Raw genomic sequence first — 25,858 nt, 5'->3', positions numbered from 1 at the left:
ACCTCAACACTGCATTCCGTAAGCCGTTGTGCCGTGTCGATGGAGGCGCATTATAGGGAGTCGTTCAGAGAGCGCAACAGCTAAATTGCAGAAAAATGACTGTTCGCTGCATTCCACAGCAAAAGCCTGCCTTATACGCGATTACTCACAAAGTTATCCACAATCGTATATCAATGCGAATTTTTGCGAGCAGCACGCAAACGTTTTCGCTACAATGCCCCGCGACGTCACGGATGCCCCTTTTCGGGGCGTTACCTGAAGTTTTGCTGCTTCTTATTAGGGAGAAGCTCGCTAAGCTTGATGTAACGCTCTTATTTATGCGAAACAAAGCCAAGGGATAAAACCACCATGCAACAACGTCGTCCTGTACGCCGCGCTCTGCTGAGTGTCTCAGACAAAGCGGGCATCCTCGAATTTGCTCAGGCGCTCTCCAGCCGCGGTGTCGAACTGCTCTCAACAGGTGGAACCGCTCGCCTGCTGGCCGATGCGGGTCTCCCCGTTACCGAGGTGTCTGACTACACCGGTTTCCCGGAAATGATGGATGGACGCGTTAAAACGCTGCACCCGAAGGTGCATGGCGGCATCCTGGGACGTCGCGGTCAGGATGATGCGATAATGGCGCAGCACGCCATCGAGCCTATCGACATGGTGGTGGTGAACCTCTACCCCTTTGCACAGACGGTGGCGCGTGAAGGCTGCACGCTGGAAGATGCGGTAGAGAATATTGATATTGGCGGCCCGACGATGGTGCGCTCGGCGGCCAAAAACCATAAAGATGTCGCCATTGTGGTTAAGAGCAGCGACTACGAGGCAATTGTGGCCGAGCTGGACGCCAACGAAAACTCTCTGACGCCTGAAACGCGCTTCGACCTTGCTATTAAAGCGTTTGAACATACCGCCGCCTACGACAGTATGATTGCCAACTACTTTGGCTCGCTGGTTCCCGCCTATCATGGTGAGCGTGACCAGCCGGCTGGCCGCTTTCCCCGCACGCTGAACCTGAACTTCATTAAGAAGCAGGATATGCGCTACGGTGAAAACAGCCATCAGGATGCGGCTTTCTATATAGAAGAGAATGTGCAGGAAGCTTCCGTCGCCACGGCCCAGCAGCTACAGGGCAAAGCGCTCTCCTATAACAACATTGCCGATACCGACGCGGCGCTTGAGTGTGTGAAGGCATTCAGCGAAGCAGCCTGCGTGATCGTCAAGCACGCTAATCCATGCGGTGTTGCCACGGGCTCATCCATTCTGGACGCCTACGAGCGCGCCTATAAAACAGACCCAACATCCGCTTTCGGCGGCATTATTGCGTTTAACCGCGAGCTCGACGAAGTGACCGCGCAGGCCATCATTAGCCGTCAGTTTGTCGAAGTGATTATTGCCCCTTCCGCCAGCGAAGCCGCCCTGAAAATCACCGCTGCGAAACAGAACGTGCGTGTGCTGGTCTGTGGTGAGTGGCAGGCGCGCATTGCCGGTCTCGATTTCAAACGCGTTACCGGCGGCCTGCTGGTTCAGGATCGCGATTTGGGTATGGTAGAGGCCAGCCAGCTGCGCGTTGTCAGCAAACGTCAGCCGAGCGAGCAGGAGCTACGCGATGCGCTCTTCTGCTGGAAAGTGGCGAAGTTTGTTAAATCCAACGCCATTGTTTATGCGCGCGACAATATGACTATCGGTATTGGCGCAGGCCAGATGAGCCGCGTCTACTCTGCGAAAATCGCTGGCATCAAGGCAGCAGATGAAGGACTGGATGTGAAAGGCTCAGCCATGGCCTCCGACGCCTTCTTCCCGTTCCGTGATGGCATTGACGCAGCGGCTGCGGTGGGTATCACCTGCGTTATCCAGCCCGGCGGCTCTATCCGTGATGATGAAGTGATCGCCGCCGCTGATGAACACGGTATTGCCATGATCTTCACTGACATGCGCCATTTCCGCCATTAATACTCTGGAGAGCAACATGAAAATTTTAGTGATTGGTAACGGCGGTCGTGAGCATGCGCTAGCCTGGAAAGCGGCACAGTCGCCGCTGGCGGAAACCGTGTTTGTTGCACCCGGCAATGCCGGTACCGCGCTGGAACCGGCGCTGCAAAATGTGGACATTAGCGCTACCGACATCCCTGCGCTGCTGGCATTTGCCCAGCGCGAGGCGATCGACCTGACTATCGTCGGCCCTGAAGCACCGCTGGTTATCGGCGTGGTTGACGCCTTCCGTGCGGCAGGGCTGAAGATTTTTGGCCCCACTAAAAATGCCGCTCAGCTGGAAGGCTCTAAGGCGTTTACCAAAGATTTTCTGGCTCGTCATCAGATCCCAACCGCGGAATATCGTAACTTCACTGATGTGGAAGTGGCACTGGCCTATCTTCACGAGAAGGGTGCGCCCATTGTTATCAAGGCCGACGGACTGGCAGCAGGTAAAGGCGTCATCGTTGCCATGACGCTGGAAGAGGCTGAAGCCGCCGTGAAAGATATGCTGGCCGGTAATGCATTTGGTGACGCGGGCCACCGAATTGTTATCGAAGAGTTTCTTGATGGCGAGGAAGCCAGCTTTATTGTAATGGTCGATGGCGAGAATGTGCTGCCGATGGCGACCAGCCAGGATCATAAGCGCGTCGGCGACGGTGATACCGGCCCAAACACCGGCGGGATGGGCGCTTACTCACCTGCGCCAGTGGTGAGCGACGAAATCCACCAGCGCGTAATGGAGCAGGTGATCTGGCCAACGGTGCGCGGCATGGCGGCGGAAGGCAACGTTTATACCGGCTTCCTGTATGCGGGTTTGATGATCGATCAGTCAGGTCAGCCAAAGGTCATTGAGTTCAACTGCCGCTTCGGCGATCCGGAAACGCAGCCGATCATGCTGCGCCTGCAGTCGGATCTGGTCGATCTTTGCCTCGCAGCCTGCGATGGCACGCTGGATCAAAAAGAGTCACAGTGGGATCCACGTCCGGCACTGGGCGTGGTGCTGGCTGCCGGTGGCTATCCGGGCGATTACGTCAATGGCGAGCAGATTCATGGTCTGCCGCTGGAACAGGTCGAGGATGGCAAGGTATTCCATGCCGGTACACGTCTGGAAAATGACCTGGTGGTGACCAACGGCGGCCGCGTGCTGTGCGTTACTGCGCTGGGTGATGACGTGGCAGCGGCGCAAAAGCGCGCCTATGAGCTGGCGCACCCCATCTCCTGGAACGGCAGTTTCTGCCGTCGCGATATTGGCTATCGCGCCATTAACCGCAAATAAGCGAAAGGGGCCGATGTGCCCCTTTTCTCTTTTTAAAAATCTGCCTCTTCAGGCTGCGTAGCGCAGCTTTCTCCTGGCGCGGCGCGTAGCAGCTGCGTACCTTCCGGTGCTTCCAGCCAGGAAACCAGTAGTGGCGTACTGCTGCGCAGCTGTTGCTTTACCAGCGTCTGAATTGCATAGCCGTCGAGAGCGGGTGACACACGCTCCCCGTCACAGGTTTTGATCTGCTTTGCGCCCAGCCACTCACCCTGCTTCAGCATTACGCGCCCGCTGAGTAAAGCGTTGCTTTGTGCCAGCATGCGCTGGGCATCGAATTTATAGAGTTCAACCGTATCGGTATCGACCGCCTCGCGACGACCAGCAAGCTGCCGCTGCATAAAGCTCAGGCTGCCATCCTGATCAAAACGTAACGTCACATCATCCGGTTGTTTGCCATTGACGTGTCGCGCCACGCTGACCAGCTGATCTTCCTGCCACAGATAGTCGGTAGTCTCCGCCGCATCACCGTTAAACGGTGTGTAGAGGGTTTTTAAATGGATCGTGCTTTGCCCGTCGTTTTTACGCCAGATACGTACCGCGCCACGATCGGCAAGATAGCCGCTGGCAGTAAAAGGGGGGATGTCCGGTGTTGAACGACACCCGGATAGCAGAAGGAGAACAAGCAGGGCAAAACAGGCGCGTGAGCGCAGAGTCGGCATAGCTGGCCCCTAAATACAAAAGGGGCGAATACGCCCCTTTTTAAATTCTGACCGCAGTGCGACGTCTTATTTAACTGAATCTTTCAGCGCTTTACCAGACACGAATGCCGGTACGTTTGCCGCAGCGATTTTGATCTCTTTGCCAGTCTGCGGGTTGCGACCGGTACGCTCAGCGCGGTGGTTCACTTTAAAAGTACCAAAACCAACCAGTTGTACAGCATCACCTTCTTTCAGAGACTCAGTGATCGCAGCCAGAGTAGATTCCAGAGCCGCTTTAGCCTGGGTTTTTGACAGGTCAGCTTTTTCCGCGATCACATCAATCAGTTGAGTCTTGTTCATAAGTTATCCTTAAAGTGTATTTATCGCTCGCTAAGCAACGAGTGCGAGGGAAAAGCCATATTCTGGCACTCTTCAGCCTGCACGCACCGATAGCCACAATTTTCAGCCCCCCAAATGTAGACCAGACAGGGGGCCGATGTGAAGCCTCCAGGCGCGCTAATTCGGGCCTGAAGTCACGTTTTCCCGCCTTACTGCTGAAAATTTATACCGATGTTGCTGATTCCCGCCTCCCGCAGGTCCAGACGCAATCCTTTGATCAATTCAAGGTCTCGCTCTTCGCAGTCGGCAAGCAGGCGAAAAATCTCCCATTGCAGATCCCACTCGTCAATGACGGCCTGATTTTCGCGCAGCTCTTCGTCGCTCATTTCGCGCCCGGCCTGCGTCATTTCCAGCATCGCGACGGTGGTGATCGATGTTCTGCTGACTTCGATAGCGTGCTCCAGAGTTTCACCGCTCAGCATTGCATGCAGAGCTTCGCTCAGGGCCACGCAGGCATCGATGGCCGGATAAACACCGTACACCTCGAACGCATCGCCATCAGGGATCGCCGCCTCAAGCTTTTCCAGCTGGCTGTCGAAGTTAATTTTGGCGTCTTTGACCGTCAGGCTTTCCCAGATAAGGTCGAGGATGCGGCGGTAAAGCGCCGGATCGGAAAATTCGGTCTGCTGGCAAAATGCCCAGTAGTTAGGGAACATGCGCTCGCAGAGGCAAGCCATAAACGTCATATGCTGCCAGCTTTCCAGCTTTGCCAGACGCAGGTGAACGGGGTTTTGTAACATGAACAGGGCTCTTCATCGTTTAGCTGGCGGCAGTGTACCGCAAAAGCGCCGCCTGCACAGCGTTAAAGCGCGTTTTGCCAGCGCTGAAACGCGGTACGGTTTGAAGCTACGGCGTCCGCCCAGCGCGTCGGTTCCGGCAGGCGATACCCCCCCATGCACTTTTCTACCCAGTGCAGCGCACTGTCGAGGCTGACACGGTGTCCGGTTGCGACAAACAGCGGATTACAGCGCGCCTTGCTGCGCCATACCCAGCCAATCTGCTCGCCCTTATCAATAAGCGGCTGGCGCGAACCCGGCTCAGCGCCTAACTCGGCAAAACGCCCGCACAGACGCTTTTTCGCTACGCCAATGGTCGGGACGTCCACCATTAAACCAAAATGCGATGCCACACCAAGACGGCGCGGGTGGGAGATGCCGTGTCCATCGACAAACAGCAGATCGGGTTTGTGTTCCAGAGTGTTCCACGCGGCCAACAGCGCCGGGTATTCGCGGAAAGAGAGAAAGCCAGGAATATAGGGCATGGTGGTCGCAATGCGCGCTACGCGATGCTCCACCAGCCGGAGGGAGGGATATTCGAGGATAACCAGGGCAGCACGCGTTACCGCCCCTTCCTGTTCAAATCCGACGTCAGCGCCGCCGATAAAACGCGGCGGCAGAACGTCAAAATCGTCCTGCCGCACCACTTCTGCAGCACGCTGGATCTGTTCCGCGCGCAGTGCAGCAATGTCCATATTTACTCCTGATGATATTGGCCTGAGAGACGGTGTACCGCCTCAACAAACACGCCCGCATGCTCTGGCGGCACATCCTGATGTATGCCATGTCCCAGGTTGAAAACGTGGCCGCTACCCGCACCGAAGCCTTCGAGAATTCCCGCAACTTCCTGTTCAATACGCGCAGCTGGCGCATAAAGCATAGACGGATCCATATTGCCCTGCAGGGCGACTTTGTCGCCAACGCGACGGCGGGCGTCACCAATATCGGTTGTCCAGTCGAGGCCAAGCGCATCGCAGCCGGTTGCCGCCATCGCCTCCAGCCACTGTCCGCCGCCTTTAGTAAACAGCGTAATCGGTACGCGGCGACCCTCGTTCTCATGCAGGACGCTGTCGACGATTTTATGCATGTAGTAGAGCGAGAACTCCAGATAGTCGCGGCCCGTCAGTACCCCACCCCAGGTGTCAAAGACCATTACCGACTGGGCCCCGGCGCGGATCTGCGCGTTAAGGTAGAGAATGACGCTGTCGGCCAGTTTATCGAGCATGGCATGCAGCGTAGCTGGATCGGCGTACATCATCTTTTTAATTTTAGTGAAGGCTTTGCTGCTGCCGCCCTCGACCATGTAGGTTGCCAGCGTCCAGGGACTGCCAGAGAAACCGATCAGGGGTACTTCGCCCTTCAGGTTCTTGCGAATGGTCCGCACTGCGTTCATGACGTAGCCCAGCTCCTGCTCCGGGTCGGGCACCGGTAACTTATCGACGTCAGCGCGGCAGGTGATCGGACGGGAGAAACGCGGACCTTCGCCCGTTTCAAAATAGAGTCCCAGCCCCATCGCGTCAGGAATGGTCAGGATGTCGCTGAAGAGGATCGCCGCATCGAGCGGATAACGACGCAGCGGCTGTAGCGTCACCTCACACGCCAGCTCGGCGTTTTTACACAGCGACATAAAATCCCCTGCCTGGGCGCGCGTCGCTTTGTATTCCGGCAAATAACGCCCGGCTTGTCGCATCATCCACACCGGGGTGATATCCACCGGCTGACGTAACAGGGCGCGCAGATAACGATCGTTCTTCAGTTCACTCATTTCAGGACTCTCTCAATTTCAGGCGCGTAGTGTAACACTTCTTATTCTTCGGCGCGGCAGATGGCAACGGTATCTTCGATCAGGCGGCGCGCAACGGTACCCGGCGGTGGTAACATCGGCAGCGCGTCATAGCGATACCAGCCCGCATCCAGGAGCTCTTTATTATCAATTTGCAGATCGCCACCGTCATACTCCGCCATAAACGCCATCATCAACGAATGCGGAAACGGCCACGGCTGTGAGGTAACGTAGCGTAGATTTTTGATGCGCACGCTGCTTTCCTCCATTACCTCGCGCGCCACCGCCTGCTCCAGCGTCTCTCCAACCTCAACAAAGCCGGCCAGCACGGTATAGATGCTGTTGCGATGACGCGCATGGTTTGCCAGCAGGATTTCGCTACCGCGTCGTATAGCGACAATAATGCAGGGCGCGATTTGCGGGTAATAGCGTTCATGGCAGTGACCACACAGACAGGCGTTTTCATGCTTGCTCAGATGCATCTCATGACCACAATAGCCGCAGAAGCGGTGGGAGCGGTAAAACTCTGCCAGCTGTACGGCGCGACCAGCGAGTTGAAACAGCCCGGTCTCTTCGTTAATGAGCTGGCGCACCGAGAACATATCGCGATCGCGGTTTTCGCAAACCAGCCACACCGTCTCGCCTTGCCACTCACCAACAGACTGTGCCTTGCTTCCCACCAGCTTAAACGTAGCAGCGCTGCCGTGCGGCAGATCACCTTGCGGCAACCAAAGTTTCTGTTCATGGCTGACAATCCACCATCCAGCGTCTACGCTTGAGATCTCATGTTGCATATAAATCGTCATCCTTAGCGTCGAAGTGATACGCTGAAGTCCTGATGTTAAGTGTGTAGACAAACAACTATACCCTAAATCGTTCAGCTTGCAGGCGGCCTCGCGCCAGCCGCAGCATCAACGGTAGAGGGAATTTATTTACATGGAGTCAGAAATGCTTAACCAGTTAAATGTCCTGACCGAGCGCGTAGGTGGCAGTAACGAACTGGTAGATTCGTGGCTGGCTGCCCGTCGTCAGCTACTTGTTTCGTATTACCACCTGGTTGGGCTGAAGCCCAACAAAGAAGCGCTCACCACTTTAGACGAGCAGGCGCTCGACAACTTTTGTCACGGTCTGGTCGATTATCTTTCTGCCGGTCATTTCAGCATCTATGAACGCGTCATTAATGAGATGCAGGGCGACAGCCCGATGGTAGCGGCGGCGCAAATTTATCCCCCGCTGGAAGCCAATACCGAACGTCTGATGCAGCTCTACGATGGCCATCTGCAACAGTCTATCGACGACGACAACTGCGTGGATTTCCAGCTGGCACTGTCAGAAGTGGGCGAAGTGCTGGAAGCCCGCTTTACGCTGGAAGATAAGCTTATCCAGCTTGCGTGGGATAATCAGCTGGTACGCGCACCGGTTGCCAATGACAGCACTCAGCTCTCGCGCCCGGCTTAAGGTTAATCAGTTGTAAAATGCTTGTTATTCAGTAAAAGCCCTTTTATGCTGGACGGGTTTTCGACCATAGCGTTGAAAACCCGTTTTGCTTAACGCTACGTTCGTACCGTAGCTAAAGTAAATGAGCGTTCTGGCGCGGTAAGCACAGCCGGTTCCTGCTCTGACCGTCACAGGCACGGTTCGGGCGCGAAACGGCAAACGCATCAGCCAGAAAATCGTTTACCTATCTTGTCGGAGTGCCCGTAAGGGCTGAGACCGTTAATTCGGGATCCGCGGAACCTGATCAGGTTAGAACCTGCGAAGGGAACAAGAGTAATCATCATCAGTATGCTGGCGCTTTTTGCCTGCTGTTTCTGTTACTCCTTCCGAACTCCGGACAAGCAACGTTCCCCTTCAACAGGAAAATTGCTATGTCTATCACCAAAACCAACCGACGTGAACAGCGTGCTGAAGCGCAGGCATTTATCAATGCGCTACAGGGCGGCGTCGCCTTTCCCAATTCAAAACGTATCTGGATCCAGGGCAGCCGTGATGATATTCGCGTACCGATGCGTGAAATCCAGCTCAGCCCCACGCTGACCGGTGGCAGCAAAGAGGATCCGCGCTATGAAGAGAATGAGGCAATACCGGTTTACGACACCGCGGGACCCTATGGCGATCCTGAAGCTGTTATCGACGTGCAGCGCGGGCTGACGAAGCTACGTGCCGGCTGGATTGAGGCGCGCGGCGACAGCGAAACTCTGACGCAAATCAGCTCCCGCTATACGCAGCAGCGCCTGGCCGATGACGGGCTGGATCATTTGCGTTTCGATCATCTGCCGCAGCCACGTCGTGCAAAAGCGGGACGTTGCGTTACTCAGCTTCACTATGCGCGCCAGGGCATAATCACGCCAGAAATGGAATTTATCGCGCTGCGCGAAAATATGGGCCGCGAACGCATTCGCGGTGAAGTACTGCGGCAACAGCATCCTGGCTACGGCTTTGGCGCACAGCTGCCGGAAAACATTACGCCAGAGTTTGTCCGGCAGGAGGTGGCCGCCGGGCGCGCCATTATTCCTGCCAACATCAATCACCCCGAGTCGGAGCCCATGATTATCGGGCGTAATTTTCTGGTGAAGGTTAACGCCAATATCGGCAACTCGGCAGTCACCTCCTCAATTGAGGAAGAGGTCGAGAAGCTGGTCTGGTCAACGCGCTGGGGTGCGGATACCGTTATGGACCTCTCGACCGGCCGCTACATTCACGAAACGCGTGAATGGATCCTGCGTAACAGTCCCGTTCCGATTGGCACGGTGCCGATTTACCAGGCGCTGGAGAAGGTGAACGGCGTTGCTGAAAATCTTGACTGGGAGGTCTTTCGCGACACGCTGCTGGAACAGGCGGAGCAAGGCGTTGATTACTTCACTATCCACGCGGGCGTGCTGCTGCGCTATGTCCCGATGACGGCAAAACGGCTGACCGGTATCGTCTCGCGCGGCGGCTCGATCATGGCGAAATGGTGCCTGTCGCATCACCGCGAAAGCTTTCTCTATGAGCATTTTCGCGATATTTGCGAAATCTGTGCCGCCTATGACATCTCTCTGTCACTCGGTGACGGGCTGCGTCCCGGTTCAATTCAGGATGCCAATGACGAAGCGCAGTTTGCTGAGCTGCATACCCTGGGTGAGCTGACAAAGATTGCCTGGGAGTATGACGTCCAGGTCATGATTGAAGGCCCCGGCCATATTCCTATGCAGATGATCCGCCGCAATATGACTGAGCAGCTGGAGCATTGCCATGAAGCGCCCTTCTATACTCTCGGCCCGCTGACCACCGACATTGCTCCCGGCTACGATCACTTTACCTCCGGCATCGGGGCCGCGATGATCGGCTGGTTTGGCTGCGCCATGCTCTGTTATGTGACACCCAAAGAACATCTCGGGCTGCCAAACAAAGAGGACGTTAAGCAGGGTCTGATTACCTATAAAATTGCCGCGCATGCCGCCGACCTGGCAAAAGGACACCCCGGCGCGCAAATCCGTGACAACGCCATGTCTAAAGCACGCTTCGAATTCCGCTGGGAAGATCAGTTCAACCTTGCCCTCGATCCCCACACTGCCCGTGCCTATCATGATGAAACGCTGCCGCAAGAGTCAGGCAAAGTCGCTCACTTCTGCTCAATGTGCGGACCCAAATTCTGCTCAATGAAAATTACGCAGGAAGTACGGGATTATGCGGCCAGGCAGGAAGCCGAGGCGCAGCCGGTCGAAGTCAGCATGAAGCAGATGGCAGATACCTTTCGCCGCCGCGGTGGTGAACTTTATCACCCGGCTGATGCGCTGGATAAGGAGAACCTGTGAATACCGCCTTTCCTGCCACGGCGTTGCGCCTGGGACTCTATCCGGTGGTTGATAACGTAGAGTGGATTGCGCGCCTGCTTGAGGCTGGGGTACGCACGCTCCAGCTGCGTATTAAGGATCAAAATGATGAGGCGGTCGAACCTGCGGTAATGCAGGCGATTGCGCTCGGCAAGCGCTACCACGCGCGCCTGTTCATCAATGACTACTGGCGGCTGGCAATTAAGCATCGGGCCTATGGGGTGCATCTGGGTCAGGAAGACCTGGCGGTGGCGAACCTGAATGCGATTCGCGAAGCGGGCCTGCGGCTGGGGGTCTCTACCCATGATGATGCTGAGCTGGAGCGGGCACTGGCACTGCGTCCCTCTTACATTGCGCTGGGACATATTTTTCCAACCCAGACAAAGGCGATGCCTTCCGCACCGCAGGGAGTGTCCGAACTCCAGCGGCATATTACGCGGCTTAAAGGTATTTCTACCGTCGCGATTGGTGGTATCAGCATAGCGCGCGCGCCCGAGGTGCTGGCGACGGGTGTCGGTAGCATTGCTGTCGTCAGTGCTATAACACAAGCCCCGGACTGGCGCGCCGCCACGCAGCAGTTGCTGGATCTGGCCGAGCCGCGGCACGCAACATAATCTGGAACAAACTCGCTATCTGCGGCAAGGTTTTGCAACAGCCATAAAAAAGATGGAAGACGGCGCGCAGCGGGGAGGTTTCTGCCTCGCGCCGTTTTTTCATCGCGCTACAGTGGCTCTCGTCGGGTAATCATGCCTGGCCAGGGCCGGAAACTCCCTTCTCCCCTTCTGGCCCTGCTCCTCATTATTTAGCCAGGAGGATGTCATGCGGTATGAAGGCGGGTATCGACTCATCGGCACAGGCGGTCATCGCGCGCTCAACTGCCTCACCCACTTTTGCCAGCGCCTGTTCAACATGATCGTCCGGCGTCACCGCAAAGCTCAACCGCAGACAGTTGCGGTATTTTCCCGAGGCAGAGAAAAGCGATCCGACAGCAATCTGGATTCGGTCATCGCGCAGCTCGCGGTTAAGCCGCACAGCATCAAACGCCTCCGGCAGTTCTATCCACATCATAAAGCCGCCCTGTGGGCGCGAAACGCAGATACCACACGGGAAATAGTGGCGCACCCAGCAGCTAAAGCTCTCGTAATTACGCTGGTAAAACTGACGCATACGCCGCAGGTGTGGTTGATAGTATCCCTGGCGAATAAATTCCGCTATTGCATGCTGCCCCAGCGTATTGCTCGACCCGGTAGAAATATATTTCATGTGCAGGACGCGATCGCGATAGCGCCCAGGTGCCACCCAGCCGACGCGCACGCCAGGCGCGACCGTTTTCGAAAAAGAGCTGCACAGCAACACCCGGCCATCCAGATCCAGAGATTTCAGCGTGGCAGGCCGCGGATAGTCCCAGGCCAGCTCGCCGTAAACGTCATCTTCAATAATCGCGACGTCGAAACGCTGTGCCAGCGTCAGCAGTGCCCGCTTGCGCGCCTCCGGCATAATAAACCCCAGCGGATTATTACAGTTAGGCACGACCATTACCGCTTTAATTGGCCACTGTTCGAACGCCAGCTCAAGCGCCTCCAGGCTAATGCCGGTAACGGAATCAGTAGGGATTTCAATGGCGCGAATACCAAAGCCGCGCAGCGTCTGCATAATCCCATGGAAGGAGGGTGACTCTACCGCAATGATGTCACCCGGTTCGCATATCGCGCGAATCGATACCGACAGCGCCTCATGGCAGCCAGTGGTGATCACGATATCATCAGCTGACAGCTGACAGCCGCTGTCGATCGTCAGGCGCGCAATCTGCTCACGCAGTGCTGCGACACCATACAGATTGTCGTAGCCGAGCAGCTGTGCCTCCTGCCTTTGCGCCTGGCGCGCCAGAATTTTCCACAAGGGCTTCAGCGTGGGCTGAGTGAGATTAGGCATACCGCTGCCCAACTGTAGCGTGTTCGCCTCAAGTCGGCTCTCGAGCAGATCCAGTACCGATTCCCACTGCGTAATTTCCACGGGGCGCTGAACGGGCCGCGTCAGCGCCGGGACAGGCGGTGTAGCTTTGCGAGGTGCCACAAAATAGCCAGAACGCGGCTGTGGCGTAATCAGCTGTTTCTCCTCCAGCACATGATATGCCTGCTGCACGGTGCTGATGCTGACGCCGTGTTCGAGACTAAGACTGCGTACAGAGGGCAGCTTCTCACCGCTGTGATAAAGCCCTTGCTCGATGCGCTGTGCAAGATGCATAGCCAGCTGCTGATAGCGCGTCATAATGGGATCCTCTCAGGCCAGCAGAGATAAAAAGCAGTACAGTTAAGCGCAGTTTTTACCATTCAGATGCCTCAAAACACAATCTGTATGTTAAATAAAATCGATTTTTGCGTCTGTATCCTTTTCCTGCTGAGGCAGAAAATGTCTGTCAGATTACTTAATGAGGGCAGGAAAATGGGATATGAAGAAAACCGAGCGGCAAAGCCTTTCTCTGTTACCCCCTGGCATCTGGTACGTGCGCTTCTGCGCTATTTCCGTAAACTGCAGCAGCGACGCCAGACGCGACAGATCCTTTCGCATCTGAATGATTTACAGCTGAAAGACATTGGCCTGACGCGCAGCGACGTAGAAAAGCTAAGGTGAAAAAATGTAATCCGTTTCTGGCTAAGAGACGCCTGAATTGTGCCCATAAAAAAACCCTGCCGAAGCAGGGTTTTTACTGTGCGAAGAGCGATTACTCGTCGTCGCTACCGCCGAGACCAGCGTTCAGCAGTTCAGCCAGGCTTGCAGAGGCTTCATCCGCAGTAACCTGCGGTGCAACCGGTGCTTCACCCGCCTGACGGCGACGCATACGATCCTGATGGTAAGCGTAACCGGTACCAGCCGGGATCAGACGACCCACGATAACGTTCTCTTTCAGGCCACGCAGTTCGTCGCGCTTGCCTGCAACAGCGGCTTCGGTCAGGACACGCGTGGTCTCCTGGAACGATGCCGCCGAAATGAACGATTCGGTTGCCAGTGACGCTTTGGTGATACCCAGCAGATCGCGCATGTAAGTCGCGCCGATTTTGCCGTTCGCTTCGAGATCGCGGTTAGAGATCTTGATGCGAGAGACTTCTGCCTGCTCACCTTCCAGGAAGTCGGTGCTTCCGGCGCTCATGATGGTCGCTTTACGCAGCATCTGACGCACGATGACTTCGATGTGCTTGTCGTTAATCTTAACGCCCTGCAGGCGGTAAACTTCCTGCACTTCGTTAGTGATGTAACGGGTCACAGCATGGACGCCACGCAGACGCAGAATGTCATGCGGCGATTCCGGACCGTCGGAAACCACGTCACCACGCTCTACGCGCTCGCCTTCAAATACGTTGAGCTGACGCCATTTCGGGATCATCTCTTCGTACGGCTCGCTGCCATCAACCGGCGTAATTACCAGACGACGTTTACCTTTGGTCTCTTTACCGAAGGAGATGATACCGCTGATCTCCGCCAGGATTGCTGGCTCTTTCGGACGACGCGCTTCGAACAGGTCAGCAACGCGCGGCAGACCACCGGTGATGTCCTTGGTACCGCCAGATTCCTGAGGCACACGCGCCAGGGTATCACCAGAGCTGATTTTCTTACCATCTTCCAGCTGAACGATCGCTTTGCCCGGCAGGAAGTACTGAGCCGGCATGTCGGTGCCCGGGATCAGAACGTCTTCGCCCTGCTCATCGACGATTTTCAGCGCCGGACGCAGGTCTTTACCACCCGCCGTACGCTCAGCGGTATCCAGTACCACCAGCGAAGAAAGACCGGTCAGTTCGTCAGTCTGACGCGTGATGGTCTGGCCATCGATCATGTCAGTAAAGCGAATATAGCCGCTCACTTCGGTGATAACCGGCATGGTGTGCGGATCCCAGTTCGCAACGGTTTCGCCCGCTGCAACCTGCTCGCCGTCACCTTTCGCCATGGTCGCGCCGTAAGGGACTTTATAGCTCTCTTTAGTACGACCAAACTCATCGATCATTTTCAGTTCGACGTTACGCGAGGTAATAACCAGTTTGCCAGCGGAGTTGGTTACCGACTTGGCGTTGGTCAGTTTGATGGTACCTTTGTTTTTCACCTGAATGCTGGATTCAGCCGCCGCACGCGATGCCGCACCACCGATGTGGAACGTACGCATGGTCAGCTGTGTACCCGGCTCACCGATGGACTGTGCTGCGATAACACCAATCGCTTCACCTTTATTGATGATGTGACCACGTGCCAGGTCGCGACCATAGCAGTGTGCACAGACACCAAAATCGGTTTCACAGCTAACCACAGAGCGCACTTTGATGGTGTCGACAGAGTTATGCTCCACCACATCACACCAGTGCTCATCCAGCAGCGTGTTACGCGGAACCAGGATGTCAGCAGTGCCCGGCTTCAGCACGTCTTCTGCGGTCACACGACCCAGTACACGCTCACGCAGCGGCTCTTTAACGTCGCCACCTTCGATAACCGGCGTCATCATGATGCCTTCGAACGTGCCGCAGTCATCCTCGGTCACCACCAGATCCTGCGCTACGTCAACCAGACGACGCGTCAGATAACCGGAGTTTGCCGTTTTCAGTGCGGTATCCGCCAGACCTTTACGCGCACCGTGGGTCGAGATGAAGTACTGGAGTACGTTCAGACCTTCACGGAAGTTCGCGGTGATTGGCGTCTCGATGATGGAGCCATCTGGCTTCGCCATCAGACCACGCATACCCGCCAGCTGACGAATCTGTGCCGCAGAACCACGCGCACCAGAGTCGGCCATCATAAAGATGCTGTTAAAGGAAACCTGTTTCTCTTCTTCGCCGTCACGGTTAATCACGGTTTCGGTTGAGAGGTTTTCCATCATCGCCTTCGCTACGCGCTCGTTCGCGGCAGCCCAGATATCGATGACTTTGTTGTAACGTTCACCCGCGGTTACCAGACCAGACTGGAACTGCTCCTGGATCTCAGCAACTTCTGCTTCCGCTTCCGTGATGATCTCGACTTTCTTCGCCGGGATAACCATGTCGTCGATACCAACAGACGCACCAGAGCGTGCTGCATAGGCAAAGCCGGTGTACATGGTCTGGTCAGCAAAGATGACGGTCGGCTTCAGGCCCAGAATGCGATAACAGGTGTTCAGCATTTTGGAGATAGCTTTCTTACCCAGCGCCTGGTTGACGATAGAGTAAGGCAGGCCTTTCGGCACAATCATCCACAGGATCGCACGACCAATGGTGGTGTCGATCAGGCTGGTCTTCGCAACAAACTCGTCCTGCTCGTTTTTGCTGTACTCGGTAATACGCACTTTAACGCGCGCATGCAGCTCGGCCAGGCCAGCACGGTAAACGCGCTCAGCTTCTTTCGGGCCGGTCAGCACCATGCCTTCACCGCGTGCATTCACCTTGTCACGGGTCATGTAGTACAGACCCAGAACAACGTCCTGAGACGGAACGATGATTGGCTCGCCGTTCGCTGGGGACAGAATGTTGTTAGTCGACATCATCAGCGCACGCGCTTCCAGCTGGGCTTCCAGCGTCAGCGGTACGTGAACAGCCATCTGGTCACCATCGAAGTCGGCGTTATAGGCCGCACACACCAGCGGGTGCAGCTGGATTGCTTTACCTTCGATCAGAACAGGTTCAAACGCCTGGATACCCAGACGGTGCAGCGTCGGTGCACGGTTCAGCAGAACCGGATGCTCACGGATAACTTCGTCCAGGATATCCCAGACCACCGCTTCTTCGCGCTCAACCATTTTCTTCGCGGCTTTGATGGTGGTGGCCAGGCCACGCAGTTCCAGCTTGCCGTAGATGAACGGTTTGAACAGTTCCAGTGCCATTTTCTTCGGCAGACCGCACTGATGCAGACGCAGGTATGGACCTACGGTAATAACCGAACGACCGGAATAGTCAACACGCTTACCGAGCAGGTTCTGACGGAAACGACCCTGCTTACCTTTGATCATATCGGCCAAAGATTTCAGCGGACGCTTGTTAGAACCCGTAATCGCACGACCGCGACGACCGTTATCCAGCAGGGCGTCAACCGCTTCCTGCAGCATACGTTTTTCGTTGCGTACGATGATGTCCGGCGCAGCCAGGTCCAGAAGACGCTTCAGACGGTTATTACGGTTGATCACGCGACGATAAAGATCGTTTAGATCAGACGTCGCGAAACGACCGCCGTCCAGCGGAACCAGCGGACGCAGATCTGGCGGCAGCACTGGCAGCACGGTCAGGATCATCCACTCTGGCTTGTTACCAGACTGTACGAACGCTTCCAGCAGCTTGATGCGCTTGGTCAGTTTTTTACGTTTGGTCTCGGAGTTGGTTTCGTTCAGCTCTTCACGCAGCTGCTCGCACTCTTGCTCCAGATCCATGTTTTTCAGCAGCGCCTGGATCGCTTCGGCACCCATCTTCGCGTCGAATTCGTCACCGAACTCTTCCAGCGCATCAAGGTACTGCTCTTCGGTCAGGATCTGACGTTTTTCGAGGTTGGTCATGCCACCTTCGATAACAACGTAAGATTCAAAATAGAGCACGCGTTCGATATCGCGCAGCGGCATATCCAGCAGCAGGCCGATACGGGACGGCAGCGACTTCAGGAACCAGATGTGCGCGGTCGGAGAAGCCAGCTCGATGTGACCCATGCGCTCACGACGCACTTTTGTCTGGGTCACTTCAACGCCACACTTCTCACAGATCACGCCACGGTGTTTCAGGCGCTTGTACTTACCGCACAGGCACTCGTAGTCTTTAACCGGTCCGAAAATACGGGCACAGAAAAGACCATCACGCTCAGGCTTGAAGGTACGGTAGTTAATGGTTTCCGGCTTTTTAACTTCACCGAAAGACCAGGAACGGATCATGTCTGGCGACGCCAGCGCAATTTTGATCGCATCAAACTCTTCGGTTTTAGTTTGCGCTTTCAGAAACTTAAGTAAGTCTTTCACGGATTAGCTCCCGTCGGAGTGGAACTCTCAGGGGCACGCAGCCGAAACCGCGCGCCCCATAACCAGTACTTGCGAGTGCTTACTCGTCTTCCAGCTCGATGTTGATACCCAGCGAGCGAATCTCTTTCAACAGAACGTTGAAGGATTCCGGCATGCCCGGTTCCATCTGATGGTTGCCGTCGACGATGTTTTTATACATCTTCGTACGGCCGTTCACGTCATCAGACTTAACGGTAAGCATTTCCTGCAGGGTATATGCCGCGCCGTATGCTTCCAGCGCCCACACTTCCATCTCACCAAAGCGCTGACCACCGAACTGTGCTTTACCACCCAGCGGCTGCTGAGTCACCAGGCTGTAAGAACCGGTGGAACGCGCATGCATCTTGTCATCAACCAGGTGGTTCAGTTTCAGCATGTACATATAGCCAACGGTAACCGGACGCTCGAACTGCTCACCGGTACGGCCATCAAACAGCGTAATCTGGCCAGAAGTTGGCAAATCGCCCAGCTGCAACAGCTCTTTGATTTCGCTTTCTTTCGCACCATCAAACACTGGCGTAGCGATCGGCATACCTTTTTTCAGGTTCTCAGCCAGACGCAACACTTCATCATCAGAGAAGGTGTTGAGGTCAACACGCTGACGCACGTCCGCACCCAGATCGTAGGCACGCTGGATGAATTCGCGCATTTTCGCGACTTCTTCCTGACGCTTCAGCATGGCGTTGATCTTGTCGCCGATACCTTTTGCCGCCATACCCAGATGCGTTTCCAGGATCTGACCGATGTTCATACGTGAGGGTACGCCCAGCGGGTTCAGTACGATGTCGACCGGCGTGCCGTTCTCGTCGTAAGGCATATCTTCGATCGGATTAATCTTGGAGATAACACCTTTGTTACCGTGACGGCCTGCCATCTTGTCGCCAGGCTGAATCTGACGCTTAACGGCCAGATACACTTTAACGATTTTCAGCACGCCCGGTGCCAGGTCATCGCCCTGGGTGATCTTACGACGCTTGGCTTCCAGTTTTTTCTCAAACTCGTGCTTCAGCTCGTCGTACTGCTCAGCCAGCTGCTCCAGCGCGTTCTGTTTCTCTTCGTCGGTCAGGCCCAGCTCCAGCCAGCGCTCACGCGGCAGCTTGTCGAGCTTATCGGCTTCAACACCACCAGAGATCAGCACCGCCTGAATACGACCAAACAGGCCCGCTTCGAGGATCTGCAATTCTTCAGACAGGTCTTTCTTCGCCTGCTTCAGCTGCATCTCTTCAATTTCCAGCGCGCGCTTGTCTTTTTCCACGCCATCGCGCGTAAAGACCTGCACGTCGATAACCGTACCGGAAACGCCATTAGGCACACGCAGTGACGAATCTTTTACGTCAGAGGCTTTTTCACCGAAGATCGCACGCAGCAGTTTCTCTTCCGGCGTCAGCTGGGTTTCGCCTTTCGGCGTCACCTTACCAACCAGAATGTCACCACCGGTCACTTCCGCACCGATATACACGATACCGGATTCATCCAGTTTCGAGAGTGCCGCTTCACCCACGTTCGGGATGTCAGCCGTAATCTCTTCTGGTCCCAGCTTGGTGTCACGAGACACACACGCCAGTTCCTGAATGTGGATGGTGGTGAAACGGTCTTCCTGAACCACACGCTCAGATACGAGAATGGAGTCTTCGAAGTTGTAACCGTTCCACGGCATGAACGCGACGCGCATGTTCTGACCCAGCGCCAGTTCACCCAGATCGGTTGACGGACCGTCAGCCAGCACGTCACCGCGCTCGACCGGCTCGCCCAGCGACACACACGGCATCTGATTGATGCAGGTGTTCTGGTTAGAACGGGTGTACTTAGTCAGGTTGTAAATGTCGATACCGGCTTCGCCCGGGTACATCTCTTCTTCGTTAACTTTGATAACGATACGAGAGGCATCCACATACTGTACGGTACCGCCACGTTTCGCCACGGCGGTTACGCCGGAGTCAACCGCTACTGCGCGCTCCATACCGGTACCTACCAGCGGCTTGTCAGCACGCAGAGTCGGTACAGCCTGACGTTGCATGTTCGCACCCATCAAGGCGCGGTTAGCATCATCGTGCTCCAGGAACGGGATCAGTGACGCACCGACGGAAACCACCTGCTGGGTGGAAACGTCCATGTAGTCAACCTGATCGCGGCTGAACAGGCTCGATTCGCCTTTGCTACGGCAGGTGACGAGGTCGTCAACAAAGTGACCTTCTTCATCCAGCTGGGCGTTGGCCTGTGCGATAACGTAGTTCCCCTCTTCAATTGCAGAGAGGTAGTGAATTTCGTCAGAAACCACACCATCGATAACGCGACGGTACGGCGTCTCGAGGAATCCATACTCGTTGGTCTGCGCATAGACAGAGAGCGAGTTGATCAGACCGATGTTCGGACCTTCAGGCGTTTCGATTGGACAGACACGACCATAGTGAGTCGGGTGAACGTCTCGAACTTCGAAGCCCGCGCGCTCACGCGTCAGGCCGCCCGGGCCAAGTGCAGAGATACGACGTTTGTGCGTGATCTCAGACAGCGGGTTGTTCTGATCCATAAACTGTGAGAGCTGGCTGGAGCCAAAGAACTCTTTCACCGCCGCCGAGATCGGCTTGGCGTTGATCATGTCCTGCGGCATCAGCGTGTCGAGGTCGCCCAGCGACAGACGCTCTTTCACCGCACGCTCTACGCGAACCAGGCCGACGCGGAACTGGTTTTCCGCCATCTCGCCCACTGAACGAATACGACGGTTACCGAGGTGGTCGATATCGTCCACTTCGCCTTTACCGTTACGGATGTCGATCAGCTTCTTCATCACTTCGATGATGTCTTCTTTGCTCAGGATACCTGAACCTTCGATCTCATCGCGCAGCAGTGAACGGTTGAACTTCATGCGGCCTACAGCCGACAGATCGTAACGATCTTCTGAGAAGAACAGGTTTTCGAACAGGTTCTCAGCCGCTTCACGCGTCGGCGGCTCGCCCGGACGCATCATGCGGTAGATCTCAACCAGCGCGCTCAGGCGATCGTTGGTTGGGTCAACACGCAGGGTCTCGGAGATATACGGACCGTGATCCAGATCGTTAGTGAACAGCGTTTCGATACGCTTATGGCCTGACTGGCTTAGTTTCGCCAGCAGATCCATTGAAAGTTCCATGTTTGCCGGAACGATCAGTTCACCTGTGCTCTCGTCGATGTAGTCCTTCGCAACCACTTTGCCTGCGATGTACTCAACCGGAACTTCGATGTGCTGAATGCCATCTTTTTCCAGCTGACGAATGTGGCGCGCGGTGATACGACGGCCTTTTTCAACGTAGACGTTGCCGTTAGCTTCGATATCGAAAGAGGCGGTTTCGCCGCGCAGGCGCTCAGGCACCAGCTCCATCTGCAACTTGTTGTCGCGAATTTCAAACACCACTTTTTCGAAGAACAGATCAAGAATCTGCTCAGTGGTGTAGTGCAGCGCGCGCAGGATGATACTGGCCGGCAGCTTACGACGACGGTCAATACGTACGAACAGGTTGTCTTTCGGGTCGAACTCAAAGTCGAGCCATGAACCGCGATAAGGAATGATACGTGCGTTATAAAGCACTTTACCCGAAGAGTGGGTTTTACCTTTATCGCTGTCGAAGAAGACGCCAGGACTACGATGCAGCTGAGAAACGATAACACGCTCGGTACCGTTGATAACGAAGGTACCGTTGTCCGTCATGAGCGGAATTTCGCCCATGTAGACTTCTTGTTCTTTGATGTCTTTTACGGTGCCTTCCGGCGCTTCGCGCTCGTAGATCACCAGACGCAGTTTGACGCGCAGCGGAGCAGAGAACGTCACGCCACGAATCTGACACTCTTTAACGTCAAAGACGGGCTCGCCCAGACGATAGCTGACGTATTGCAGCTCTGAGTTACCGCTGTAACTCTGGATGGGGAAGACGGAACGGAAGGCTGCTTCCAGACCGTACTGACCTTCCGGATCTTGCTCGATGAACTTCTGGAACGAGTCAAGCTGGATAGAAAGGAGATAAGGTATGTCCAGCACTTGCGGACGTTTACCAAAATCCTTACGAATACGTTTTTTCTCGGTATAGGAGTAAACCATTAGGGTTCCTCAGCTAGCTGACAAGTCGACCCACGCTGTCCGTCCTGAAGGACAGTTCATGCAACACTATTTTGTTTGATTCATGCGACGCGGAAGGTCACATGCAATACATCTTTCTATCACTCTTAAATCATTTCATTGCTTTAGCATGGGCAGGGAACCCGCGCAGGAAAGCAGTATATTAAGTCGTCGATAGAAAAAGATATTGAAGAGCAGCGATGGACAAACAGTGCGAAACCCCATCAAAGCTCCTGAGCGCAAAAAGGCTGGTGACTAAAAAGCCACCAGCCATCAGCCTGATGTTACTCAGGCTGCAACCAAAAGGTTGTCTTACTTAACTTCAACTTCTGCGCCAGCTTCTTTCAGAGCAGCTTCAAGTGCAGCTGCGTCGTCTTTGCTGATGCCTTCTTTGATCACGCCAGTTGCTTCAACCAGGTCTTTGGCTTCTTTCAGGCCCAGACCAGTTGCGCTACGTACAGCTTTGATTACCGCTACTTTGTTCGCGCCAGCAGATTTCAGAACGACGTCGAATTCAGTTTTCTCTTCAACAGCTTCAGCCGGGCCAGCAGCAACAGCTACAGCAGCAGCAGCAGAAACGCCGAATTTTTCTTCCATAGCAGAAACCAGCTCAACTACTTCCATTACGGACATAGCTGCAACAGCTTCCAGAATTTGGTCTTTAGTGATAGACATAACAATTGTTCCTAAGAATCAGAAAAAGTTTATACGTTAGCAAGTACGAAGAAAAAGAATCTGGCCTTAAGCCGCTTCTTTTGCATCGCGTACAGCAGCCAGAGTGCGGACCAGTTTGCCAGCAGCGGCTTCTTTCATGGTCGACATCAGGCGTGCCAGTGCTTCTTCGTAGGTCGGCAGAGTTGCCAGACGGTCAATATTCGCCGCCGTGATCAGCTCACCTTCAAAGGCTGCAGCTTTGACCTCAAATTTTGCATTCGCTTTCGCGAAATCTTTGAACAGACGAGCAGCAGCGCCCGGGTGTTCCATAGAATATGCAATCAGGGTCGGACCAACAAACGTGTCTTTCAGGCACTCGAACTGAGTACCTTCAACGACGCGGCGCAGCAGGGTGTTACGAACAACACGCATGTAAACGCCAGCTTCACGACCTGCTTTACGCAGTTCGGTCATTTTATCAACGGTAACGCCACGGGAATCCGCAACAACCGCTGACAGCGCGCCTTTGGCTACTTCGCTGACTTCAGCAACAATCGCTTGTTTGTCTTGAAGGTTTAATGCCATTAGCTTTTGCTCCTGGATTTGACCAGGGAAGGATTTCCCCGGAACTCACTTCACTTACTGACCCGAGGGAAAGTAAGCGCTGAAACACGGTGAGCAGAATCCAGTTAAGAAAAATTCTTTTTGGTTCTGTCACCGTCTACGCAGGGCATTAAGCGCTACATCCTGAGACGTACCGCACCTGCGGTCTTGGACGGAGGCCAGGAAAGGCCTGGCTCCAACCTACCCCGCCGTTCATGTTGTGTCACCGAAGCGGCAGCCCATGCACAACGGGGTATAAATTCAGGTTCTGGATTACCAGAACAACGGGCGTAAGATTCTAGGTGAATTTTTCGCCCGTTTCAAGCAGCAATTAGTTTGCTGCTGCGTTCAGACCCGCCTGGTCGATGGCAACGCCAGCGCCCATGGTGGTAGACAGGCTGATTTTTTTGATGTAGATACCTTTTGCCTGAGCAGGTTTTGCTTTTTTCAGCGCAACCAGCAGAGATTCCAGGTTCTCTTTCAGCTTGTCAGCGTCAAAATCCACTTTACCGATGGTGGTGTGGATGATGCCGTTTTTGTCGTTACGGTAACGAATCTGACCCGCTTTAGCGTTTTTAACCGCTTCAGCAACGTTCGGCGTTACAGTACCAACTTTCGGGTTTGGCATCAGGCCGCGCGGACCCAGAACCTGGCCCAGCTGGCCAACAACGCGCATTGCATCCGGAGAAGCAATAACAACGTCAAAGTTCATTTCGCCTTTTTTGATCTGGTCAGCCAGATCTTCCATACCTACCAGCTCAGCGCCAGCTGCTTTAGCAGCTTCAGCGTTTGCGCCCTGGGTAAAGACAGCAACGCGTACTGAACGGCCAGTACCGTGCGGCAGAACGGTCGCACCACGAACGTTCTGGTCAGATTTACGTGCATCAATGCCGAGGTTAACGGCAACGTCCACGCTCTCTACAAACTTAGCGGTAGCCAGTTCTTTCAGCAGAGCAACAGCTTCAGTGATGTCGTACTGTTTAGTCGCATCAACTTTGTCACGGATCACGCGCATGCGCTTGGTCAGCTTAGCCATTTCTTAGTCCTCCACTACCAGGCCCATGGAACGAGCAGTACCTTCGATAGAGCGAGTCATCGCTTCTACGTCAGCACCAGTCATGTCCGCAGCTTTAGTTTCTGCGATTTCACGTACCTGAGCACGGGTTACTTTACCGACTTTATCTTTGTTCGGCTTACCAGAACCAGACTTGATGCCCGCTGCTTTTTTCAGCAGAACGGCCGCCGGCGGAGTTTTGGTAACGAAGGTGAAAGAACGGTCGCTATATACGGTGATAACAACTGGAGTAGGCAGACCTTTCTCCAGAGATTCTGTTTTGGCGTTAAACGCTTTACAGAATTCCATGATGTTAACGCCCTGCTGACCCAGAGCCGGACCTACCGGTGGGCTCGGGTTAGCCATACCAGCTGCAACCTGCAGCTTAACGTAGGCTTGTACTTTCTTGGCCATGATTATTCCTCAGTTGGGTATAGCGCCTGAAAACAGGCTCCCCGTGATAACAGTTCACACGCTGTTGCCAGCGCATAAAAACAAAAGGCGCGAAATTATAGTTAAATTTCGCGCCTTCTGCAAGAGCCAGAATGTGAGCAAGGTGATTAACCTTTCTCCACCTGACCGAAATCCAGTTCGACCGGCGTTGCACGGCCAAAGATAGAAACCGACACCTTCAGGCGGCTCTTTTCATAATCGACTTCTTCAACCACACCATTAAAGTCGGCAAAGGGGCCATCATTGACACGCACCATTTCGCCCGGCTCAAACAGCGTTTTCGGACGCGGCTTATCACCCACCTGCTGCAGGCGGTTCATAATCGCATCCACTTCTTTATCGCTGATCGGTGCAGGACGGTCAGAGGTGCCGCCGATAAAACCCATTACGCGCGGTACGCTGCGCACAAGGTGCCAGCTGGCGTCATTCATCACCATCTGTACCAGCACGTAACCGGGGAAGAATTTACGCTCGCTTTTACGACGCTGACCGCCACGGATTTCTACCACTTCTTCAGTAGGAACCATGACGTCGCCGAACAGCTCTTCCATGTTGTGCAATTTGATGTGCTCACGCAGCGACTGTGCTACGCGGCCTTCAAAACCGGAAAACGCCTGCACGACGTACCAGCGTTTTTTTGGAGCTTCAGACATCTCAGAACCTCAGGCCAGTGATAAACGATACCAGACGGACCAGAATACCATCCAGCCCCCACAAAATCAGTGACATCACGGCGGTAACCGCGGCAACGATTAACGTGGTGTGCAGCGTTTCCTGGCGAGTCGGCCAAATGACCTTACGCATTTCGGTGCGTGCTTCACGTGCAAATGCCACGGTTGCTTTGCCTTTCACTGTCAGCAGCGCAATGCCACCTGCAGCGGCAATCAATACCACGACAGCCAGCGCGCGCAGAGGCAGCGTGACGTCGCGATAAATATAATTACCTACAATGGCTACCAGCAGTAATGCAACAACAGCCAGCCACTTTATCGCTTCCAGGCCGCGGCCGCTCCCTTGAGCTTCGGTATTCGCACTCATAAACCAACCTGCCACAATAATTCAGAAACTATTTTGCCCCGCAAGGCGAGGCATCCAAACCGAATGAGCTTTTGGGCGTAACTCGGTATCCAACGCCGCGCAACAGAGCCTGTCTCAGCAATGATTATGATCGAAAATCACTGATGAGCCAGGTTCTATATAACAGCGTGCAAAAAGGGCATCAAATGATGCCCTTTTCGTATGCATTGCGTCAAATATTATCGCAATTAAGCGATAACTTCAGCAACAACGCCCGCGCCAACGGTACGGCCGCCTTCGCGGATTGCGAAGCGCAGACC

The 25,858-nt window shown here is 54.8% G+C and carries 21 protein-coding genes, 1 pseudogene and 1 riboswitch; of the genes and pseudogenes, 6 read left to right on the top strand and 16 right to left on the bottom strand.

What is annotated here, in order from left to right; translation table 11 throughout:
- Positions 1-348 precede the first annotated feature (348 nt).
- Entirely contained in the window at positions 349-1,938 is a 1,590-nt protein-coding gene (gene purH / locus HP564_RS19995) for a bifunctional phosphoribosylaminoimidazolecarboxamide formyltransferase/IMP cyclohydrolase (protein WP_371245555.1), read from the top strand.
- 16 nt (positions 1,939-1,954) lie between these two features.
- Complete coding sequence (gene purD / locus HP564_RS19990; RefSeq protein ID WP_371245554.1) at positions 1,955-3,235, top strand: phosphoribosylamine--glycine ligase; 1,281 nt, start codon at positions 1,955-1,957, stop codon at positions 3,233-3,235.
- Positions 3,236-3,267: 32 nt separating this feature from the next.
- On the opposite strand, the gene HP564_RS19985 is transcribed toward purD, so the two are convergent.
- The 6 genes from HP564_RS19985 to nudC all read right to left on the bottom strand — a co-directional run bounded on the left by HP564_RS19985 (position 3,268) and on the right by nudC (position 7,664).
- The gene (locus tag HP564_RS19985) at positions 3,268-3,933 is read right to left on the bottom strand and encodes a DUF1481 domain-containing protein (protein WP_371245553.1); all 666 of its coding nucleotides are present in this window, start codon (positions 3,931-3,933) and stop codon (positions 3,268-3,270) included.
- A 66-nt stretch (positions 3,934-3,999) separates the two neighbouring features.
- Positions 4,000-4,272: a nucleoid-associated protein HU-alpha gene (gene hupA / locus HP564_RS19980; RefSeq protein ID WP_033755847.1), complete on the bottom strand. Its 273-nt coding sequence runs from the start codon at positions 4,270-4,272 to the stop codon at positions 4,000-4,002.
- Between the two features lie 188 nt (positions 4,273-4,460).
- Positions 4,461-5,051 carry a YjaG family protein gene (locus tag HP564_RS19975; protein ID WP_371245552.1) on the bottom strand — a complete coding sequence of 197 codons (591 nt, stop codon included), beginning with the start codon at positions 5,049-5,051 and terminating at the stop codon, positions 4,461-4,463.
- Between the two features lie 62 nt (positions 5,052-5,113).
- Positions 5,114-5,782 (bottom strand): deoxyribonuclease V, encoded by a 669-nt coding sequence (gene nfi / locus HP564_RS19970; protein ID WP_371245551.1) that lies wholly within the window; start codon positions 5,780-5,782, stop codon positions 5,114-5,116.
- A gap of 2 nt (positions 5,783-5,784) precedes the next feature.
- Positions 5,785-6,852 (bottom strand): uroporphyrinogen decarboxylase, encoded by a 1,068-nt coding sequence (hemE, locus tag HP564_RS19965; protein ID WP_371245550.1) that lies wholly within the window; start codon positions 6,850-6,852, stop codon positions 5,785-5,787.
- A 41-nt stretch (positions 6,853-6,893) separates the two neighbouring features.
- Positions 6,894-7,664: an NAD(+) diphosphatase gene (gene nudC, locus HP564_RS19960; RefSeq protein WP_371245549.1), complete on the bottom strand. Its 771-nt coding sequence runs from the start codon at positions 7,662-7,664 to the stop codon at positions 6,894-6,896.
- Positions 7,665-7,818: 154 nt separating this feature from the next.
- Between nudC and rsd the strand changes: the two genes are divergently transcribed.
- The 3 genes from rsd (at position 7,819) to thiE (ending at position 11,299) form a co-directional block, all read left to right on the top strand.
- The gene (rsd, locus tag HP564_RS19955) at positions 7,819-8,328 is read left to right on the top strand and encodes a sigma D regulator (RefSeq protein ID WP_371245548.1); all 510 of its coding nucleotides are present in this window, start codon (positions 7,819-7,821) and stop codon (positions 8,326-8,328) included.
- Between the two features lie 222 nt (positions 8,329-8,550).
- Positions 8,551-8,651: riboswitch (TPP riboswitch) on the top strand.
- Between the two features lie 87 nt (positions 8,652-8,738).
- Positions 8,739-10,667: a phosphomethylpyrimidine synthase ThiC gene (gene thiC / locus HP564_RS19950; protein ID WP_371245547.1), complete on the top strand. Its 1,929-nt coding sequence runs from the start codon at positions 8,739-8,741 to the stop codon at positions 10,665-10,667.
- A complete protein-coding gene (thiE, locus tag HP564_RS19945) occupies positions 10,664-11,299 on the top strand; it encodes a thiamine phosphate synthase (RefSeq protein ID WP_371245546.1) in 636 nt (211 codons plus the stop codon). Before thiC ends, thiE begins: the two co-directional genes overlap by 4 nt.
- A gap of 184 nt (positions 11,300-11,483) precedes the next feature.
- Here thiE and HP564_RS19940 read toward each other — a convergent pair whose 3' ends face one another.
- A complete protein-coding gene (locus HP564_RS19940) occupies positions 11,484-12,953 on the bottom strand; it encodes a PLP-dependent aminotransferase family protein (protein ID WP_371245545.1) in 1,470 nt (489 codons plus the stop codon).
- Positions 12,954-13,127: 174 nt separating this feature from the next.
- On the opposite strand from HP564_RS19940, the gene HP564_RS19935 reads away from it, so the two are divergent.
- Positions 13,128-13,316 (top strand): DUF1127 domain-containing protein, encoded by a 189-nt coding sequence (locus HP564_RS19935; RefSeq protein WP_371245544.1) that lies wholly within the window; start codon positions 13,128-13,130, stop codon positions 13,314-13,316.
- A 91-nt stretch (positions 13,317-13,407) separates the two neighbouring features.
- On the opposite strand, the gene rpoC is transcribed toward HP564_RS19935, so the two are convergent.
- From rpoC to HP564_RS19890, 9 genes and pseudogenes are all read right to left on the bottom strand, one after another.
- The gene (rpoC, locus tag HP564_RS19930) at positions 13,408-17,631 is read right to left on the bottom strand and encodes a DNA-directed RNA polymerase subunit beta' (RefSeq protein ID WP_371245543.1); all 4,224 of its coding nucleotides are present in this window, start codon (positions 17,629-17,631) and stop codon (positions 13,408-13,410) included.
- 79 nt (positions 17,632-17,710) lie between these two features.
- A complete protein-coding gene (gene rpoB, locus HP564_RS19925; RefSeq protein WP_371245542.1) occupies positions 17,711-21,739 on the bottom strand; it encodes a DNA-directed RNA polymerase subunit beta in 4,029 nt (1,342 codons plus the stop codon).
- A 330-nt stretch (positions 21,740-22,069) separates the two neighbouring features.
- On the bottom strand, positions 22,070-22,432 hold the full coding sequence (rplL, locus tag HP564_RS19920; RefSeq protein ID WP_033793155.1) for a 50S ribosomal protein L7/L12: 363 nt from the start codon (positions 22,430-22,432) through the stop codon (positions 22,070-22,072).
- A gap of 66 nt (positions 22,433-22,498) precedes the next feature.
- Positions 22,499-22,996, bottom strand: a complete 498-nt coding sequence (gene rplJ / locus HP564_RS19915) for a 50S ribosomal protein L10 (RefSeq protein ID WP_003848098.1) — start codon at positions 22,994-22,996, stop codon at positions 22,499-22,501.
- 349 nt (positions 22,997-23,345) lie between these two features.
- Positions 23,346-24,050, bottom strand: a complete 705-nt coding sequence (rplA, locus tag HP564_RS19910) for a 50S ribosomal protein L1 (RefSeq protein ID WP_371245541.1) — start codon at positions 24,048-24,050, stop codon at positions 23,346-23,348.
- Positions 24,051-24,053: 3 nt separating this feature from the next.
- Positions 24,054-24,482 carry a 50S ribosomal protein L11 gene (gene rplK / locus HP564_RS19905; RefSeq protein WP_013507401.1) on the bottom strand — a complete coding sequence of 143 codons (429 nt, stop codon included), beginning with the start codon at positions 24,480-24,482 and terminating at the stop codon, positions 24,054-24,056.
- Between the two features lie 146 nt (positions 24,483-24,628).
- On the bottom strand, positions 24,629-25,174 hold the full coding sequence (gene nusG, locus HP564_RS19900; protein ID WP_012439920.1) for a transcription termination/antitermination protein NusG: 546 nt from the start codon (positions 25,172-25,174) through the stop codon (positions 24,629-24,631).
- A 1-nt stretch (position 25,175) separates the two neighbouring features.
- Positions 25,176-25,559 (bottom strand): preprotein translocase subunit SecE, encoded by a 384-nt coding sequence (gene secE, locus HP564_RS19895; protein ID WP_033755817.1) that lies wholly within the window; start codon positions 25,557-25,559, stop codon positions 25,176-25,178.
- A gap of 227 nt (positions 25,560-25,786) precedes the next feature.
- Positions 25,787-25,858: pseudogene (locus HP564_RS19890) on the bottom strand (elongation factor Tu); the annotation flags it as partial.

This window comes from Pantoea sp. KPR_PJ (assembly GCF_041386365.1).
GTDB lineage: Bacteria > Pseudomonadota > Gammaproteobacteria > Enterobacterales > Enterobacteriaceae > Pantoea.
The sequence above is the reverse complement of the archived record's forward strand: the minus strand, read 5'-3'. Positions and strand labels throughout refer to the sequence as shown.

Excerpts from the sequence above, each read along its gene's own strand:
- purH (WP_371245555.1), top strand. The coding sequence starts at position 349 with ATGCAACAACGTCGTCCTGTACGCCGCGCTCTGCTGAGTGTCTCAGAC.
- purD (WP_371245554.1), top strand. The coding sequence starts at position 1,955 with ATGAAAATTTTAGTGATTGGTAACGGCGGTCGTGAGCATGCGCTAGCC.
- HP564_RS19985 (WP_371245553.1), bottom strand. The coding sequence starts at position 3,933 with ATGCCGACTCTGCGCTCACGCGCCTGTTTTGCCCTGCTTGTTCTCCTT.
- hupA (WP_033755847.1), bottom strand. The coding sequence starts at position 4,272 with ATGAACAAGACTCAACTGATTGATGTGATCGCGGAAAAAGCTGACCTG.
- HP564_RS19975 (WP_371245552.1), bottom strand. The coding sequence starts at position 5,051 with ATGTTACAAAACCCCGTTCACCTGCGTCTGGCAAAGCTGGAAAGCTGG.
- nfi (WP_371245551.1), bottom strand. The coding sequence starts at position 5,782 with ATGGACATTGCTGCACTGCGCGCGGAACAGATCCAGCGTGCTGCAGAA.
- hemE (WP_371245550.1), bottom strand. The coding sequence starts at position 6,852 with ATGAGTGAACTGAAGAACGATCGTTATCTGCGCGCCCTGTTACGTCAG.
- nudC (WP_371245549.1), bottom strand. The coding sequence starts at position 7,664 with ATGCAACATGAGATCTCAAGCGTAGACGCTGGATGGTGGATTGTCAGC.
- rsd (WP_371245548.1), top strand. The coding sequence starts at position 7,819 with ATGCTTAACCAGTTAAATGTCCTGACCGAGCGCGTAGGTGGCAGTAAC.
- thiC (WP_371245547.1), top strand. The coding sequence starts at position 8,739 with ATGTCTATCACCAAAACCAACCGACGTGAACAGCGTGCTGAAGCGCAG.
- HP564_RS19940 (WP_371245545.1), bottom strand. The coding sequence starts at position 12,953 with ATGACGCGCTATCAGCAGCTGGCTATGCATCTTGCACAGCGCATCGAG.
- HP564_RS19935 (WP_371245544.1), top strand. The coding sequence starts at position 13,128 with ATGGGATATGAAGAAAACCGAGCGGCAAAGCCTTTCTCTGTTACCCCC.
- rpoB (WP_371245542.1), bottom strand. The coding sequence starts at position 21,739 with ATGGTTTACTCCTATACCGAGAAAAAACGTATTCGTAAGGATTTTGGT.
- rplL (WP_033793155.1), bottom strand. The coding sequence starts at position 22,432 with ATGTCTATCACTAAAGACCAAATTCTGGAAGCTGTTGCAGCTATGTCC.
- rplJ (WP_003848098.1), bottom strand. The coding sequence starts at position 22,996 with ATGGCATTAAACCTTCAAGACAAACAAGCGATTGTTGCTGAAGTCAGC.
- rplA (WP_371245541.1), bottom strand. The coding sequence starts at position 24,050 with ATGGCTAAGCTGACCAAGCGCATGCGCGTGATCCGTGACAAAGTTGAT.
- rplK (WP_013507401.1), bottom strand. The coding sequence starts at position 24,482 with ATGGCCAAGAAAGTACAAGCCTACGTTAAGCTGCAGGTTGCAGCTGGT.
- nusG (WP_012439920.1), bottom strand. The coding sequence starts at position 25,174 with ATGTCTGAAGCTCCAAAAAAACGCTGGTACGTCGTGCAGGCGTTTTCC.
- secE (WP_033755817.1), bottom strand. The coding sequence starts at position 25,559 with ATGAGTGCGAATACCGAAGCTCAAGGGAGCGGCCGCGGCCTGGAAGCG.